Below are 15,795 nucleotides of genomic sequence, written 5' to 3'. Positions count from 1 at the left end.
CAGTCTCGCGGTCGGAGCGAGCGGGCGATCACTCGAACTCGGTCAACGACCGCTGACGCTGCCCGTCCGGGTCGGGGTCCTCCCCGTCGTCCCCGCCGAATGCGGACAGCGAGGGCTGTTCGTCCGCACCGAAGGAGAGATTCGAGACCCGGACACCGACCTTTCTGAGTCGCTGGCCGGCAAATTCGCCGAACAGCTCCGCCGCCACCTCCTGTAGCAGGGCCTCGTCCGCGACGGGTCCGGGTAACGACCTCGCCCGGGTCCGCACCTCGAACGGCGGCGCGACCGCCTTGATACCGATCGTCTGGTAGAGTACGTCCCGCCGTTCGGCCCGTTGAGCGACTGCGGTCGCCAGCCGTTCGATCCGGTCGTACTGCGCTGTCTCGTCGTCAGTCGGCTCGTGAAACGCGGATTCCCGGGAGAAGCTCTTGGGGCGGCCCTTCGGTTCGACAGCGCGTTCGTCCTCTCCACGCGCGAACCGGTGGACGCGACGGCCCCGCTCGCCGAACTCCGACTCCAGCGTGGCCGGATCAGCCGCCGCGAGGTCACCGGCCGCGTCGATGCCGAGTTCGCGCATGCGTGCGGCCGTCACCGGACCGACGCCGTGAACGTCCTCGACCGGAAGGTCCGCGAGGAAGGCACGGACTTCCCCGGGCTCGACCACGACCAGCCCGTCGGGCTTGTCGTGATCGCTCGCGACTTTCGCCGCGCTCATCGTCGGCGCGATACCGAGACTCGCCGTGACGCCGACTTCCGACTCGATTGTGGCTTTGAGCCGTCGGCCGAACTCCTCGACGTCCGCCCAGTCGACCCGGTCGGTGAGATCCAGGTACGCCTCGTCGATACTGACCTCGCGGACCGTCTCGGCGTGCTCGTGGAGAATCTCGCGAACGTCCGCCGCGACTGACTCGTAGTACTCCATGTCGACCGGTCGATAGAAGCCGGCCTCCGCCACCGAATCGCCGTTGCGGGCGGCGTCGATCTTCCGGGGGAGCAGTTCGAGCGCCTCCGAAATCGCCTGCGCGCTCTCGACACCGAACTCCCGGGCCTCGTAACTGGCCGTTGCGACCGCACCGTTTGTCGTCCCGGGCTCGTAGCCCATGCCGACCACGACGGGTTCGCCGCGCAGCGCGGGCTCGCGAAGCCGCTCGCAGGCGGCGTAAAAGCAGTCCATGTCGGCGTGACAGACAATCTGCTCGGGCGCCGAAACGCCGGGCAGTCGGCCCCGCTCCATACGGGTCTATTCGTCGCTGTGCGGTTAAAGACTCTCGGAGACGAAGACTTACCGCGGCACTGCCGGCCGGTCAGCGCCGCGGCCCGCTGTCTTGACTGCGGTGCCAATGGCCGTGCCGTTCGGCGGTCGTTCCCGCCGGAAGCCCCACTCACCAGGGCTTCAGGTGTGTGTTAACATTTGCCACACTTAAACCTTTTCACCGTCCCGAATCGAGTAGTAATCGACACGAGGTGGCGGGAACACAGATGGCACGCGACGGACCGACGGACGAGCGTACGCCGACCAGGTTCGTCTGTCTGGGGGCTGGCGCGACCCCGTCCCTGGGTCGATCCCCTCCGGTGAGAGTATGACCATCGAACAGAGCGATATCGCTTGCCCGGACTGCGGGACGAACCTGCAGATCATCTACGTGACGGAACTGAAACAGTCCGTCTCCGGGTGGGCCTGTCCGAACTGCGGGTACATCGCTTCCAAGCGGGAGGGGTACGAGGACTCCGTCGACGTGAGCGAGAAGGAGTATCTCATGCGCATCGAGAAGCCACTCGCCAGCAGCGACATCAGACCGCCGGCAACGTCCGTCGAGGAGGAGTTTCGCGCCCGCGCGGACGACATCGCCGACGACGAACTCTGGCTGTTGATCGATCCCGAGACCGACGAGATTGTCGATGCCGTCGTCGGCGACGATGTATCTGAGCGGGAGTAGTCGTCTTTTTATTCGACAGACACGTCTAGGGGCTGTACGGCCGTGACAGAGGATTACTACGAACGCCTCGGCGTCGACCGGGACGCCTCCGAGTCCGAGATCAAGCGAGCGTTCCGCGAGCGGATCAAGGAGACGCATCCGGATGTCAGCGACGACGACGCGGCGTCGGATCGGACGAAACGGCTGCTCGAAGCCAAGGACGTGCTCACCGACGCGGCCGAACGCGAACGGTACGACCGACTCGGCCACGAAGCCTACGTCAGCCGGACGCCCGGAAGCACACCCTCCAGCGATTCCACGCAGACAGACGGCGATGGGTCTCGGTCACGACAGACGGCCACGCCGGAGGGCGAGCCCGGCCCGTCGAACTCCGATCAACAGACCAGCGCGCATCGCTGGAGTACGGCTACCAACGAGCCCCGAGCGGGAGAGACGACGACCGCCAGCGACCCGGCGGGCACCGCCGACTGGTACGACACCCGTCGTCGCGAGCAACGGACGCGGTCGACCGACGGGGAGTATCAGGTCTGGAACACGGACAGTTCATACGCGGTCGGAGACGGCCCGGGGATGTTCTCGCCGCGGAGACTGCTCAACTCACAGCGGATGATCGTTCTCCTCGGGACGACCTTCGTCATCTATCCAGTGCTCCTGTTCGGTGCGCTCTTTCCGGCCTTTCCGACCGCCGTCAATCTCACCGTCGCGATGTGTATCGTTCTGGTGATCGCGTTCATGCAGAGCGTCCCGCAGGTCGGCGTTCTCGTCTTCGGGATCTGGACAGTTTTGCTTCCGATTCTTCTCTTCGGAGTCGTCGGTGTTTCCGTACTCAGTCTTCGCGGTATCCTCTCGCTCGCGGCGGTTCTGTTCCCCCTCGGACTCTCCGTGTTGACCTGGGTCGCGATTCGTCCGACGAGCCGCTGAGTCAGAGGATTTCGGAGACCTCTTCGTGCACCTGTTCGCGGAACCGATGGCTCTGTTCGCTGTCGAACTCGACGGAGAGCAGTTGCGTCCCCTGGCTCCCGATGGACTCCTCGAAGGCGGTCTGGAACTCGTCTCGCCCGCCCACCTGCTCGAACGAGAAGTCGTACAGATCGCCCGTCGGAGCGAAATCGAGGCCGTGGGGTGTCTTGAACTGTTCGGTAAAGGGCGGCTCGAACTGCTCGATCGGTAGCTTGTGGAAGATACCGCCGCCGTCGTTGTCGATCAGGACGATCGTCGCATCTACGTCACACCGCGTGAGCGCGAGCAGTCCGTTCATATCGTGGTAGAAAGCCAGATCACCGAGGACGAGCACCAGCGGATCCGTCGTCGCGGCCCCGGCCCCGAGTCCGGAGGAGGCGATGCCGTCGATTCCGCTCACGCCCCGGTTTCCGAGCACCGAGATATCGCCCGTCCGGGGCCGACCGAACCGGTCGAGATCCCGAACGGGCATACTGTTCGAGACGAAACAGGTCGCGGGGTCCGGAAGGCTCTCGGCCACGGCCGCCAGTACGCCGCCCTCGAACCACGTCGACGCACAGGCGTCTTCGACGTGGTCCCAGTAGGCTCGTTCGGCCTCGACGAACCGCTCGCGGTAGCTGGTATCCGCCGACCCGTCGATAGCCGCGGCGAGTGATTCGGCCACTGCGGTCGGATCCGCGGTGATGTGGTCCGTCGCGGTGAACTCGGCCTCGCGGAACTCCCCGGCCGGGTCGACGAGATACTGTCGCTCGGCGCTGTCTCCCAGATACTTCCGTAACACCTTGGAGGTCGGTGAGGCACCGAACCGGAGGACGACTGCCGGATCCGGCCACTCGACCCAGTCGAGATAGGAGTCGTACCCGCCACAGATCGCCGTCTCCGCAGTGTGGGAGCCGAAGCGATGGCCCGAGAGCGGATCGGCGAGCACCGGGAACCCGGTCGCCTCAGCGAGCGCGGCCAACGCGTCTCGCTCGGGGGTCGGGCGGTTGGCCGGACCGCAGACGATCAGTCCGCGCTCGGTCTCTGTCAGTTCCTCTGCAAGTTCACTCACCTCGGTGGCGGACAGTTCGAGACGCCCGCGACGCCGTCTGAGGAAGGGACCGTTCCGACCAGCGGCCCCCAGTGGGGCCCGCGTGTCGATATCCTCCGGTACGTCGCCCTCGACTTCGATCGGTTCGAGAGGCTTTCTGAAGGGGACGTTGAGATGGACTGGTCCCGACGGCGTTCCGACGGCTTCGCTTACTGCACGGGAGGCGGTCACCCGAAGCGATCTGAGCTTGCGTGCGGTGGGTTCGGGTTCGGGAAGCGTCCGGTAGTACCGGACAGCACCGCCGTACAACTTCTCCTGATCGGTCGTCTGGTTCGCCCCGCTGTCCTGCAGTTCCGGCGGTCGGTCGGCGGTCAGCGCGATCAGCGGCACTCGGCTTTCCGAGGCCTCCATGACCGCGGGGTGGTAGTTCGCCGCGGCGGTTCCGGAGGTACAGACCAGCGCCGTCGGCTCCTCGATCCGGCGGCTCCGGCCCAGCGCGAAAAATGCGCTCGAGCGCTCGTCGAGGTGGGAGTACACCGTCAGCCCGTCGTGGTCGGCAGCGGCAACTGTCAGCGGCGTCGAGCGACTCCCTGGAGAGACACAGACCGCGGAGACGCCCCCCTCGACTAATTCGTCGACGAGAATCTCCGCCCAGAGCGTGTTCCGGTTCGGCGCAGTCATACTAGTTCGTCGAGAATCGGTCGGTACTTGAGCTGTAACTCGTCGTACTCCTGATCTGGATCGCTGTCGGCGACGATACCCGCGCCGGCGAACAGCGTCGCCTGGCGCTCGCAGGCGACCGCGGAGCGAATCGCGACCGAGAACGTCCCGTCACCGTCGGCGTCGAACCAGCCGACCGGCGCCGCGTACCAGCCGCGGTCGAAGACCTCCGTCTCCCGGATCGTTTCGAGCGCCCGCTCCGGCGGCAGCCCACCGACGGCCGGCGTCGGGTGCAGCGCCTCGACCAGATCGAGCACGTGGTACTCCTCGCCGAGATCGGCCCTGATCGGCGTCTGGAGGTGTTGGACGTTGGCGAGCTTTCGGATCTGTCGCGCGCCTGTCGTGATGTCGTCGGCGAAGGGGGCGAGTTGATCGAGAATCGTCTCGACGACGATATCGTGTTCGTGGGTGTTCTTGTCGCTGTCGCGCAGTTGACTGGCGAGCCACTCGTCTTCCTCCGTCGTCTCTCCTCGCCCGATCGATCCGGCCAGTGCCTCCGTCTCGACCGTCGTCCCGTCGACGGAGACGAGTCGTTCCGGCGTCGCGCCGAAGAAACTCCCGCCGGTCTCGGGCTCGAACAGGAACTGAAAACAGTCCGGATACGACTCCCCGAGCCGAACCAGCACGTCACTCGGGGTAACCGGCTCGGACAGCCTCGCAGTCAGTGCCTGCGCGAGAACCACCTTCTGGAGATGGCCCTGCTCGATGCGGGCCGTCGCCTCCTGGATCTCCCGCTGCCAGTCCGCACGCGGCGGCGCGTAGGTCTTCTCGCTTATCCCGGGCGGACCCGTCGACTCGACCGCCGGAAGCTCTTCGAGTCGGTCACGCCAGTGGTCGAGCCGCGTTTCGGCGCGCTGTGTCGCATCCGCCCCTGTCGCGGCCGTCGTCAGCCACGCTCCCGGGTCCGCCTCGACGACCTGTATTGCCGGCAGCACGAACTGCGCACCGGGAAATCCCGCCCAGGTCGCGTCCCCACCGGGGTCGGTGTGTGCATCGGTGAAGGCGAATCCGCCGTACAGCCGGGGTCGAGCGGCTTCCGGGGAGTCGACCGAGACGGTCTCGAAAAGCGCCGTCGCTTGCTGTCGGACCGTCTCGAACCGCTCGGAGCCGTCCGCCGTCACCGTCGCGGCCGCGCCGCCGGCGACGATCCGTTCGGAGCGATCAGTCCACACGAGCCGTGGAGTCTCGATCGCTGCGAGCAGGTCCCGAGTCGGTGGCGCCTCGACCCGACAGTTCCGAACAGCGACCGGCCGTCCCGTCTGCGCCGCGTGCTCGTCGCCCGTTGATTCCATCTCTTACCCCTAGTGACTCCGGGGGCTTGAGGCTGACTATCTCATAGGCTCTCTCGTCGGTTTCCGCCGACTGAGCTTCACTATTAGTAGCGTATCACTCGGATAACGAAAAAATATTTTCACTCGTCGCGAAGAGGATTTTGCGCAGCGTGGAATATTCCCCGTCAGGTTTAAATACCCCTCAGTCGAAACCATCCACGTTGCGATGCCAAAGGTAGAGATCACTATCCCCGAACATCTCGAGATGCAGATCGCCCAGCTCGTCGAGCAGGGCGAGTTTCTCAACCGCGAGGAGGCCATCGAGGATCTGTTGTCAACGGGACTCAAGGCCTACAAGACCAGCGGCCCCATCGACGACGAAGAGGAACCGGGCGGTTACGAAGACGACGGTATGATGGGACACGACGACGAATACGTCTTCTGACCCTGGCTCTCCGAGCAATGGTTGTGGACCGCCCCCGAACTACCCCTTTTACCCCTGCGTGCGAATCCAGCACCGCCTACGGCTCCCAAACACACTTATGAGAGCCTGACTGTAGGTACAGGTATGCATAAGGACGAACTACTCGAATTACACGAACAGATGGTCCTCATCATGGAGTACTTCAAGGACCTCGAACACGTCGACGACAGCCTCTTCGAGCAGTACGACGAAATCGACGTGACGCCGGACGACGTGCACATGTCCAAAAGCGAGCACAAACACGCCGTCTTCGTTCTCGGTAACGCGCTGGCGAACGCGATGAGCGAAGACGAGTTCTCCGACGCCGGCCGAGTCGGCAAGCGCATGAAGGAACTCGCCGAGGACGCCGAGAGCAAACTGTAACGAACGAATCTCTTCGCTTCTGCGGACAGTGTCTCGATTCGGCCGGGTTACTCCCCGTCGAACTCCGGGCGTTGTTTGTTGACAAACGCCTGCACGCCGGTCTCGAAGTCCTCACTGTCGAAACAGGCCCGTAGCCCGTCGGCTTCGGCCTCGATGACCTCGTCGAAGGTTCGGTCGCCGCCGTGCTGCAGCAGTTCCTTGGAGTGTGAGAGCGCGACCGTCGGTCCGGTCGCGACGGTCTCGATGTACTCCTGGCTGCGTTGCTCGAACGCTTCGGTCGGGAAGACGCGGCTGATTAGTCCGAGTTGCTCTGCGCGGTCGGCGTCGAGTAGTTCGCCCGAGTAGACCAGATCCATCGCCGTCTTCTGCCCGACGACACGGGGTAGCAGATAGGAGGTGCCCGAGTCGACCGACAGCCCGATTCGACGGAACCCGAAACTCATCTCGGCGCGCTCGCTCGCGAGAACCACGTCACAGGCGAGTGCCAGCGTCGCACCGGCCCCGAAGGCCGGCCCGTCCACTTTCGCGATTGTCGGGAGCGCACACTCGTAGACGTGCTGGACCGACCGATTCACCGGCAGTGCAGACTCCTCGATCAACTCCTCGACGTCGCGGTCGTCGGAGATGTTCTCCAGCATCGACTTGATGTCGCCGCCGGCACAGAAGTGCCCCTCCGAGCCCTGCAAGACGAGACAGCGCGCGTCGCCGTCCTCGGCGCGCTCGACCGCCTCGGTGATCTCTTTGGCCATATCGAGCGTCAGCGCATTCCGCAGTTCCGGGTTCCTGAGCGTGATTGTCGCCGTCTCTCCGACAACGTCGTAGTCGATGTACTCCATACCCCACCCACGGTAACAGATGACATAAACAGTACGATGCTCGGTCCGTGAACGCCGCCGGCGGTGCCCTGAAAAGGTTCTGTTACCTACTAGTAGATATGAGCGTCACCGGACTCTGTCAGATCTGTACGAACGCGGAGGCCGAGGATAGCTGTCGGCGCTGCGGCAAACTGGTCTGTGACCGTCACTACGAACGGTCGGTAGAACAGTGCGTCGAGTGCACCGTAGAGGGCGGCACTGATCCGACCCGGGGCGGCGAGGACCTCCCCGACGGCGTCGACACCTACCGCTTCTAGCGGTATCGATTCAGGTCGGTTTTGAGTTCCCGGGCGGCCGCCCCGGCCGCGCGGAAGAACTCCTCGCCACCGGGTCCGCCCTCGCCGGCGAAGATGATGCCCCGCGAGGAGTTGACCAGTCCGACTCCGTCGGCCAGTCCGTACTCGACGGCCGCTTCCTTGTCGCCGCCCTGTGCGCCGACACCGGGGACGAGGAAGGGCAGGTCCGGGACCTGTTCGCGGATCGCTTCGAGTTCCTCGGGCGCCGTTGCGCCGACCACCAGCCCGACGTTGTCGTCCGTGTTCCAGGCGTCGGCGAGGTCGGCGACTCGTTCGTAGACCGTCTCGCCGGAGGCGAGTTCGAGATCCTGGAGATCGCTCCCGCCGGCGTTCGAGGTGCGACAGAGGACGATGATCCCCTTGTCCTCGCGATCCAGAAACGGCTGGAGGGCGTCGCCGCCCAGATAGGGGTTGACGGTGATCGCGTCCACCTCGTCGAGGACGGTGGCGTACTGTCGGGCCGTGTTCCCGATGTCGCCGCGCTTGGCGTCGAGCAGGACCGGGACCCCCTTGCCGTGGGCGTACGCGACGGTCTCGCGCAGCGCGCGCCAGCCGTCGCTGTCCTCGTAGAAGGCGGCGTTCGGTTTGTAGCAGGCGGCGTGTTCGTGCGTGGCGTCGATGATCCGCCTGTTGAACGCCCACCGCGGTAGATCTGCGTCCCGGACGGACTCGGGTAGTCGGCTGGGATCGGGATCGAGGCCGACCGAGACGATGCTGTCGATTTCGGAGATCCGCTCACCTAACTCCTCGAAGAAGGTCATACTGCGGTAGCGGCCCGCCGATATAATGAATGTTGTTACTCCTGTTCGGCAGTCGCTCGGAGCAGATCGACGGCGCGTTTGACCTCTGCGCCGCTGGTCACGGTGAGCACTGTCGGGTCCTCGGTGAGTAACTCTCCCGCAGACTCGGGCACTGTCGGTTCGACATCGAACTCGAGTTGGACGTACTCGGGATACAGCGTGACGGCCGCGAGGTCGGACCCCGCGACCGAGATTCGGTACGCGAGGGTGCCGCTGTCGGATGGCATCGCCTCCGCGTCCGCGTCGGTGACGGTGACGCGGTCGAACGGACCGGTCTCCAGGCCGGTCAGTTCGGAGGCGAGAAGTTGTGCGATACGTTTTCCGTCGGTGATAGCGTCCTCAACCATGGTCGAGTTCCTGACGCGCCTGTTGGGCGAGTTCTGGTAGTTCGAGGCCGTTTCGGCGTCCGTACAGCACTGCGGCGGCCTCGATCGTCACCGCCAACTCCGACTGGAGCTGATTGATCTCCGCGACTGCCGTCTGTTTGTCGATCCCGCTGTCGACGACGGCTTCGAGGATCCGCTCGAAGGTCGTCCGCTGCCTGAGAATCTCCTCGGTCGGCTCGAAATCCTCGGGGATGTCGACCGACGCGGGATCGAACTCGACGATCACGTCGTCGTCGGTCCGTTCGAGCAACCCCTCTCCTGCGCCGACGGTGACGACGCGTTTGGCCTGATCCGGCGAGAACCAGTCCCGATCCAGCGACAGCGCGACGACGAACTCGCTTTCGGTCATCCGCTCGACCCCGCGCTGTCGAAACGGGACGGCGACGGCTCGTCGGAGACTCATCGTACGAACTGGCGGTCGCTCCGCTGGTAAATCTGTCGGGCCACGAGCGCGGCCCCCTACGTCGTCGAGTGGCTCCCGCGGCGGCTTGGCGTGAGCACTCGGAGTCGAGAGCTTCAAGTGTCGGCTCCGCCACGGTTGAACTATGACAGACCAAGGACGCTCTCTCCGAAAGCGAACCGGCGGGCGACGACGCCCGAACCGTGACCGACGCAAACACGAACTCGGCAACCAGCCGACCGAGACGCAGGTCGGCGACCAGAAACTGAAGACGGTCGACGCCCGTGGCACCCAGACCAAAGTGCGAGCGATCACGACCGACACCGCGACGGTCGCGACCGACGATGGAACCGTCGCGGCGGAGATTCTCGACGTTGTCGAGAATCCGGCAGATCCGAACTACGCCCGGCGAAACATCATCACCCGCGGTGCGGTCATCGAGACCAGCGAGGGCGAGGCACGCGTGACTTCCCGACCCGGCCAGGACGGCCAGGTCAACGCAGTGCTGCTCGATTAAGGTCGCGGCGCTGATTTCTGCAGTGCGCTCTCGGCGATGTTCGTCCCGTAGTCGGCGGTCCGGGACAGCGAGTCGATGACGAGACCGAGGATCTGTGCGACCTGCGGGTCGTACTCGTGGATCTCCTCGTCGACGTTCCGGACCATCTCGTCGACAATTTCGATGTGCTGGCGGGCTTCGCTCGCCAACTCGACCGCCTCCTCGGAGTCCTCGGCGAGCAGCGCGTCCATCGCGGTGTCCGGGACCGTCGCGGCCTCCTCGTGGAGTTTGCGTAGCGGCTCGACCGCCGAGTCCGGAATCTCACCCAGTTCGAGCGCGAGTTCCGCAATCTTCGTCGCGTGATCTGCGATCCGTTCGAGTTGGCGGGCGCTGGACTGGTAATCGAAACAGGTCTCCCTCGTGAACCCGATTTCGTTCGCCGCGGTCGGATTTCGGAGCACCGTCCGGAACACCCGAGAGACCATGTACCAGAGTCGGTCGACATCGTCGTCCCGTTCCATCACGTCCTGGGCGAGTTGGTCGTCGTCGGTGATCAGTGCCTCGACGGCGTCTTCGAGCATCGTCAGCGAGACCAACCGCATCCGCGTCACGGCGTTTTCGATGGAGAGTTCGGAGGAATCGAGCAGATCCTGTAGCACCATCTTGTCCGGCATCTCCTCGATGACTTCCAGTCCGACGAGTCCCTGCGTGGCGTCCCGGATCGTCCGGCGCTGTCCGGCGGTCATCTGGTCGGTCTCCAGACTGATCACGTCGAATCCGCTGACGTACATCGTCATCACCGCCCGGGTGAGTTCGTTCTCGTCGGTCAGGTCGGTCACGTCGAGCGTGCCGCGGGTGTGCTCCTCCTCGGTCTGTGGCGTCAACAGGAGCAGATCCTGCTCCGAGTGAAACTCCACGTTCGTCCCCGAACTCACGTCGTTCTCTGTCGCCCACTCTTTCGGTAACGAAACTGTGTACGTCGATCCACCGGTGACCTGGACCTTCCGCGTTTCCATATATGGAGATTGATGCGCGAATATATTAATCCTCTCCCCTCTATATACTGTGTTAGATTGGTAACAAGTCGAACGGTCGGCTCGGATCGAAAAAACAGTGTCGAGGGGTTCAGTCGGCCGACGCCGGAGTTTCGGAGGCGTCGTCGACGCCCGCGGTGATCTCACCCTCGTTCGTCTCGACGGCCTCGACGAGTAGTTCGGCCACGTCGACGATTTCGATGTCGTCCTCGTAATCGCCGGTCTTGCGGCCGTCCTCGTACATCGTCATACACATCGGGCACGCGACGACGAACTTCTCGACGGCGTCGCCGGCTTCGGTGTCTTCGAGTGCCTCGCGGATGCGCTCCTCGCTCGGTTTCTCCTCCTGCTCGTTGTCCAGCCAGAGGCCACCACCACCGCCGCCGCAGCAGTACGAGTCGGCGCGGTTGCGGGGCATCTCGTGTAGCTCTGCGCCGGTCGCGCGGATGAGTTCTCGCGGAGCCTCGTACTCGTCGTTGAACCGGCCGAGATGGCACGGATCGTGGTAGGTGACAGTGTAATCGAGTTCGGTCCCGTCGAGGTCGAGCGCGCCGTCTTCGACCAGTTCCTCGACGGCCTGGGTCCAGTGCAGGACCTCGATGTCGCCGTCGCCGTTCCACTGCTCTTCGTACTCGAAGGGCATCATCGGGTCGTCGGCGAACTCCTCGAAGTCGACCTCCGGATACTCGTTTTTGAAGGTGTTGTAGGAGTGTGGGTCGGTGCAGATGAGCTTCTCGAACTCACAGTCCTCCCACGTCTCGACGTGGTGGCCGGCGAGTTCGATAAAGAGGAACTCCTCACCGATCCGGCGGATGTCGTTGCCGTCGTACTTCTCGTCGTCGAAGAGGATCCCGAAGCTCACGCCGCTTTCCTCGAGGAGTTTGGCGAGCGACCGGGCGACTTTCTTGTTGCGCTCGTCGTAGCTCGGGAAGTCACCGACGTACCAGAGGTACTCGACTTCTTCCTCGCGGGCGTCGGTGATGTCGAACCCCAGGTCGTCCGCCCAGGCGCCGCGGTCACGCGGCGAGTCACCGAAGGTGTTGCCGTTCTGCATGACGTTCTGGAACACGTCCTGGATGTTGGTGTCGACATCGCCCTGGTCGACGAGCTGTCGGTTCATCTTCGTGAAGCTCTTGAGGTGTTCGATCTCGACGGGACAGGCGTCCATACAGGCCATACAGGCCATACAGGACTCCATCGTCTCCGCGTCGATGACCGACGTGCCGCCGTCTGCGATGATGTCGACTTCCTCGCCGCCGTCGGCGAGGTCCTCTCGGTACTCCTTCAGATCGAGGATCACGTTTTTCGGGTCGAGCGGGCGTCCGGAGTTGTTCGCCGGACAGACCGACGAACACCGACCACACTTCGTACAGGCGTCCTGGTCGAGTCGGTCCTTCCAGGAGAAGTCGTCCATCGACTCGGCGTTGGTCGCGTCGAGATCCGAAGGGACGTTGGGGAGCCGCGTCCCGGCTTTCTCGTCGCGTGCGACGACGTTGGCGAACGACGAGAACATGTGCATCCCTTTCGCGTAGGGAATCCAGGCGATGAAAAACAGCGAGAGCAGCGCGTGGCTCCACCACAACCCCCAGTGCAGTTGCGCCGCGGCTGTGGTCGTCTCGGAGACACCGAGGAGACTGAAGATCCCGTCGAAACTGAGCGCAATCGCCCAGCCGACGAAGCTCACAATCTCGAAGGAGGGGTAGTCGTTGACGAGAATCCGAATCCCTTCGAGCAGGAACCCGCCGATGCCCAGCAGGAACAGGATCCAGACGAACATGTGGTCTTCGAGCGAGGAGTGGCGGCTAAACAGCCGCTCGTTGCGGACCCAGTATCGGCGGTACATCGCCATCCCGATGCCGATGACGAACAGCAGACCGAGGGCGTCGACGGCGAACTGGTAGGAGACGTAGAAGGTACCCTTCCAGAACGACGCCCCGAGTGCCTTTTTGAAGAAGTACAGGTCGAGTGCGAGAATCGATGTCGCGATAAACAGCGTCAGAAAGCCCCAGATAATGAACGAGTGCATCACTCCGGCGTAGATGTCCCGGTTGAACTGTTTCTCGTTCGAGAAGGCGATTCGGGCGGCCGATCTGATCCGCCCGCCGAGGTTGTCCAGACGGGTGAACTCGTCATCGGGGCCGTCCGTGTAGCCCTGCAGTCGACGGTAGAGACCGAATGCGAGGACGCCCACCGCAATCGCCGCTAGGAAATAAAAGAGGTACACTTCCACACTACTGCTGAGTGGCTCGTAGACCTCTCGCGTGCGGGTTGTGGTTTCCAATGGTAATCTCATACCTTGTGGATTGTGTACGCGAATAAAAATCCTTCCGTTGTTCAGTGACGGACTTTATTCCGTACCCGCGGCGGGGCGGCCGGGGTCGGGAGATTTTTGCCCGTCGCTCTCGGAGGGTCACCCGGTGGCGATGACGAGACGTTACCCCCGCTCAGCCCCTTGTGATGAGAGCCTTTCCCGAGCCACCGTTTAAAACGGCGCGTCCTGTGACTCCTCGGTAGCGACATCCTCTCCTTCGACCGGCCCGTCCCACCCGGAGAGTCCACAGCTCAGGCTCTCGACGGTGCCGTCGAACCCCTCGAAGGAGGTGATCAGCCTGGCGGCTTTCACGCTGGCCTTGCCGTGCGGACAGACGGTCACGACGTGCTCCGCGTCGCGGACCTCTTCGACTCGCTGGGGGAGTTTCGCCAGCGGAATGTTCACACTCCCCGGGATCCGAAGGCGCTCGAACTGTCGGCTGTTCCGGATGTCAACGATCAGCGGTCGGTCGTCGTCGTCGAGTTCGGCCTCGAGTTCCGGGCCGGAAATCTCGCCGTCCATACCCGTATATCGGGCGGTCCCGAATAAACGCCTGACGGTACCACCGCCGGACTGGACAGCCGGGTGAAATTTTTTACTGTCTCGCCCGAATGAAACTGCATGGTCGTGCCACGGGTTAGCACCGGCGTCGAACGCCTGGACGAGGTGCTTCGCGGCGGACTCGTCGGAGAGCAGTGTTACCTGCTGAGCGGTGACCCCGGTGCGGGAAAGACGATCCTCGGTATCGAGTTCCTGTGTGAGGGGGCCCGGCAGGGCGAGTCCTGTCTGTACATCAACCTCGGCGAGAACTTCGACGCGATTCGGCGCTCGGCCGAGCAGTTCGGATTCTCGCTGGAAGACATCGAATTTCTGGATCTCAGTCCGACCTCCGACCGGTTTACCGAAGACGACACCTACAGCATCTTCTCGCCCGCTGAAGTCGAACGGGAGACGTTCACCGCGGCGGTGACCGCCGCCCTCGACGGGGCGGAGTTCGACCGGATCGTCGTCGATCCGATCACCCAGTTCCGCCATCTCACGCCCGGCGAACACCAGTTCCGCCAGCAGTTGCTCTCGTTTTTCGAGTATCTCACCGCGAACGGGGCGACCGTGTTGTTCACCTCGCAGGAGACGCCGGAACGGTCGGACCTCGACTTACAGTTTCTGAGCGACGGGACGCTCACGCTCGATACGAGCGGTCCCGTCCGGAAACTCGAAGTGACGAAGTTCCGTAGCTCCGGGTTCGTCGACGGCCGGCACACGTACCGCATCACGGACGGAGGATTCGAGCTGTACCCGCGGTTTCAGAGCGAGGACGCTCCGGACACCTTCCCGGAGGAGACGCTCTCTTCCGGAATTTCGGAACTCGATGCCCTTCTACGCGGCGGCGTCGAACGCAAGACTTCTGTGCTGCTGACCGGTCCGAGCGGCGTCGGGAAAACGACCCTCGGGACCTCGTTCATCGAGGCGGCGGCGGAGCGCGGCGAGAGCTCCGCGATCTACCTCTTCGACGAGACGAGCGACACCTTCCGCAAGCGCTCCGCCGCAGTCGGGCTCGACATCGCGGAGATGGAATCCGCCGAATCGCTGTCCATCACGGAAATCGACGCGCTGGACATCTCCGCACTCGAGTTCGCGAATCACGTCCGTGAGGAGGTCGAACAGCAGGAGCTATCGACTGTCCTCATCGACGGCGTCCAGGGGTACCGGCAGTCAATCGTCGACGAACCGGAGGAGGATCTGTTGACGGAACTCCATCGACTCGTTCGGTATCTCAAAAGCGCCGGCGTCACGGTCTTTCTGACATCCGCATCGTCGGCCCGTGAGATGGGTTCTCCGACGGCGTTCAACGGCTCGTATCTCGTCGACACGATCATTCTCCAACAGCACGTCGAGACGGGCGGTGAACTGACGAAGACCGTCGGTGTGTTAAAAAAGCGGACCGGTGACCACCTGCGCTCGTTCCGGGAGTTCGAGATCACGGTCGACGGAATCGATGTCGCCGAATCACCGCTCGACGGGCCGACTGCGCTGACGGCAGCGCACGAGCCGAACCAGGGACGGAGCGACAATGACTGACGTAAAATCCGCGCTCGTCGTCACGTACAACGAGAAAGACGCCGACCTCCTCGGAGGGTTTCTCGGCGACCAGGGGTACGCCGTCACGGGTGTCTCGTCGCTGTCGGCCTTCGACGCACAACTCTCTGCACCCGAGCAGTTCGACTTCGCGCTGGTCGACGCGGACGGCTTTCCCCCCGCAGTCTGGGAGCGGTGCGAGCAGTTACAGCGGGCGGCGGTTCCCTTTCTGGTGCTCTCGCTGAACCCGGATCAGGTGTCCGCCGGCTCGGAGGCCGAGACGAACCAACCCGTTCTGGAGAAGCCGATCCAGAAGGCGGATCTACTGGGTCTCATCGACTCGATGACGGACTGAT

The 15,795-nt window shown here is 63.7% G+C and carries 18 protein-coding genes; 8 read left to right on the top strand and 10 right to left on the bottom strand.

The genetic code is table 11. The annotated features are described in order from the left end of the window. Positions 1-28 precede the first annotated feature (28 nt). A complete protein-coding gene (gene dinB, locus GRX03_RS06975; protein WP_159763483.1) occupies positions 29-1,234 on the bottom strand; it encodes a DNA polymerase IV in 1,206 nt (401 codons plus the stop codon). Positions 1,235-1,580: 346 nt separating this feature from the next. Between dinB and GRX03_RS06970 the strand changes: the two genes are divergently transcribed. Next, on the top strand, positions 1,581-1,937 hold the full coding sequence (locus GRX03_RS06970; protein WP_159763482.1) for a hypothetical protein: 357 nt from the start codon (positions 1,581-1,583) through the stop codon (positions 1,935-1,937). Between the two features lie 42 nt (positions 1,938-1,979). After that, on the top strand, positions 1,980-2,858 hold the full coding sequence (locus tag GRX03_RS06965) for a DnaJ domain-containing protein (RefSeq protein ID WP_159763481.1): 879 nt from the start codon (positions 1,980-1,982) through the stop codon (positions 2,856-2,858). A 1-nt stretch (position 2,859) separates the two neighbouring features. Here the strand turns inward: GRX03_RS06965 and menD are convergent, their stop codons facing one another. Together menD and GRX03_RS06955 are read right to left on the bottom strand one after the other, a co-directional pair. Further along, on the bottom strand, positions 2,860-4,608 hold the full coding sequence (gene menD, locus GRX03_RS06960; RefSeq protein WP_159763480.1) for a 2-succinyl-5-enolpyruvyl-6-hydroxy-3-cyclohexene-1-carboxylic-acid synthase: 1,749 nt from the start codon (positions 4,606-4,608) through the stop codon (positions 2,860-2,862). Beyond that, entirely contained in the window at positions 4,605-5,939 is a 1,335-nt protein-coding gene (locus GRX03_RS06955; RefSeq protein WP_159763479.1) for an isochorismate synthase, read from the bottom strand. The genes menD and GRX03_RS06955 overlap by 4 nt, the downstream gene beginning before the upstream one ends. 205 nt (positions 5,940-6,144) lie before the next feature. Here GRX03_RS06955 and GRX03_RS06950 point away from each other — a divergent pair, with 205 nt between their 5' ends. Next, entirely contained in the window at positions 6,145-6,363 is a 219-nt protein-coding gene (locus tag GRX03_RS06950) for a ribbon-helix-helix domain-containing protein (protein ID WP_159763478.1), read from the top strand. Positions 6,364-6,486: 123 nt separating this feature from the next. Beyond that, positions 6,487-6,765 (top strand): UPF0058 family protein, encoded by a 279-nt coding sequence (locus GRX03_RS06945; protein ID WP_159763477.1) that lies wholly within the window; start codon positions 6,487-6,489, stop codon positions 6,763-6,765. A 47-nt stretch (positions 6,766-6,812) separates the two neighbouring features. Here the strand turns inward: GRX03_RS06945 and GRX03_RS06940 are convergent, their stop codons facing one another. Next, positions 6,813-7,601: an enoyl-CoA hydratase/isomerase family protein gene (locus GRX03_RS06940; protein ID WP_159763476.1), complete on the bottom strand. Its 789-nt coding sequence runs from the start codon at positions 7,599-7,601 to the stop codon at positions 6,813-6,815. A 98-nt stretch (positions 7,602-7,699) separates the two neighbouring features. Between GRX03_RS06940 and GRX03_RS06935 the strand changes: the two genes are divergently transcribed. Beyond that, on the top strand, positions 7,700-7,897 hold the full coding sequence (locus tag GRX03_RS06935; protein ID WP_159763475.1) for a hypothetical protein: 198 nt from the start codon (positions 7,700-7,702) through the stop codon (positions 7,895-7,897). Here GRX03_RS06935 and pyrF read toward each other — a convergent pair. From pyrF to GRX03_RS06920, 3 genes are read right to left on the bottom strand one after another with little or no spacing between them, the layout of a single operon-like run. Beyond that, positions 7,894-8,697: an orotidine-5'-phosphate decarboxylase gene (pyrF, locus tag GRX03_RS06930; protein ID WP_159763474.1), complete on the bottom strand. Its 804-nt coding sequence runs from the start codon at positions 8,695-8,697 to the stop codon at positions 7,894-7,896. The two genes, GRX03_RS06935 and pyrF, sit on opposite strands and share 4 nt — an antisense overlap. A 35-nt stretch (positions 8,698-8,732) precedes the next feature. Then, positions 8,733-9,083 (bottom strand): hypothetical protein, encoded by a 351-nt coding sequence (locus GRX03_RS06925; protein ID WP_159763473.1) that lies wholly within the window; start codon positions 9,081-9,083, stop codon positions 8,733-8,735. Further along, positions 9,076-9,525, bottom strand: a complete 450-nt coding sequence (locus GRX03_RS06920; RefSeq protein ID WP_159763472.1) for a DUF2240 family protein — start codon at positions 9,523-9,525, stop codon at positions 9,076-9,078. The genes GRX03_RS06925 and GRX03_RS06920 overlap by 8 nt, the downstream gene beginning before the upstream one ends. Before the next feature lie 142 nt (positions 9,526-9,667). Here GRX03_RS06920 and GRX03_RS06915 point away from each other — a divergent pair, with 142 nt between their 5' ends. Beyond that, a complete protein-coding gene (locus GRX03_RS06915) occupies positions 9,668-10,039 on the top strand; it encodes a 30S ribosomal protein S8e (protein ID WP_159763471.1) in 372 nt (123 codons plus the stop codon). Here GRX03_RS06915 and GRX03_RS06910 read toward each other — a convergent pair. The 3 genes from GRX03_RS06910 to GRX03_RS06900 all read right to left on the bottom strand — a co-directional run bounded on the left by GRX03_RS06910 (position 10,036) and on the right by GRX03_RS06900 (position 13,885). Beyond that, the gene (locus tag GRX03_RS06910; protein WP_159763470.1) at positions 10,036-11,034 is read right to left on the bottom strand and encodes a phosphate uptake regulator PhoU; all 999 of its coding nucleotides are present in this window, start codon (positions 11,032-11,034) and stop codon (positions 10,036-10,038) included. The two genes, GRX03_RS06915 and GRX03_RS06910, sit on opposite strands and share 4 nt — an antisense overlap. A gap of 109 nt (positions 11,035-11,143) precedes the next feature. Continuing rightward, complete coding sequence (locus GRX03_RS06905) at positions 11,144-13,345, bottom strand: heterodisulfide reductase-related iron-sulfur binding cluster (RefSeq protein WP_159763469.1); 2,202 nt, start codon at positions 13,343-13,345, stop codon at positions 11,144-11,146. Between the two features lie 189 nt (positions 13,346-13,534). Next, a complete protein-coding gene (locus tag GRX03_RS06900; RefSeq protein WP_159763468.1) occupies positions 13,535-13,885 on the bottom strand; it encodes a rhodanese-like domain-containing protein in 351 nt (116 codons plus the stop codon). 99 nt (positions 13,886-13,984) lie between these two features. Between GRX03_RS06900 and GRX03_RS06895 the strand changes: the two genes are divergently transcribed. Both GRX03_RS06895 and GRX03_RS06890 read left to right on the top strand, forming a co-directional pair. Next, the gene (locus tag GRX03_RS06895; protein WP_159763467.1) at positions 13,985-15,442 is read left to right on the top strand and encodes an ATPase domain-containing protein; all 1,458 of its coding nucleotides are present in this window, start codon (positions 13,985-13,987) and stop codon (positions 15,440-15,442) included. After that, positions 15,435-15,794, top strand: coding sequence for a hypothetical protein (locus tag GRX03_RS06890; protein ID WP_159763466.1), 360 nt, complete (start codon positions 15,435-15,437; stop codon positions 15,792-15,794). The genes GRX03_RS06895 and GRX03_RS06890 overlap by 8 nt, the downstream gene beginning before the upstream one ends. Position 15,795: the final 1 nt, after the last annotated feature.

Origin of the sequence: Halovenus carboxidivorans (assembly GCF_009831575.1) — an archaeon.
GTDB classification, from domain to species: domain Archaea; phylum Halobacteriota; class Halobacteria; order Halobacteriales; family Haloarculaceae; genus Halovenus; species Halovenus carboxidivorans.
This window is presented reverse-complemented; position numbering and strand designations above follow the sequence as displayed.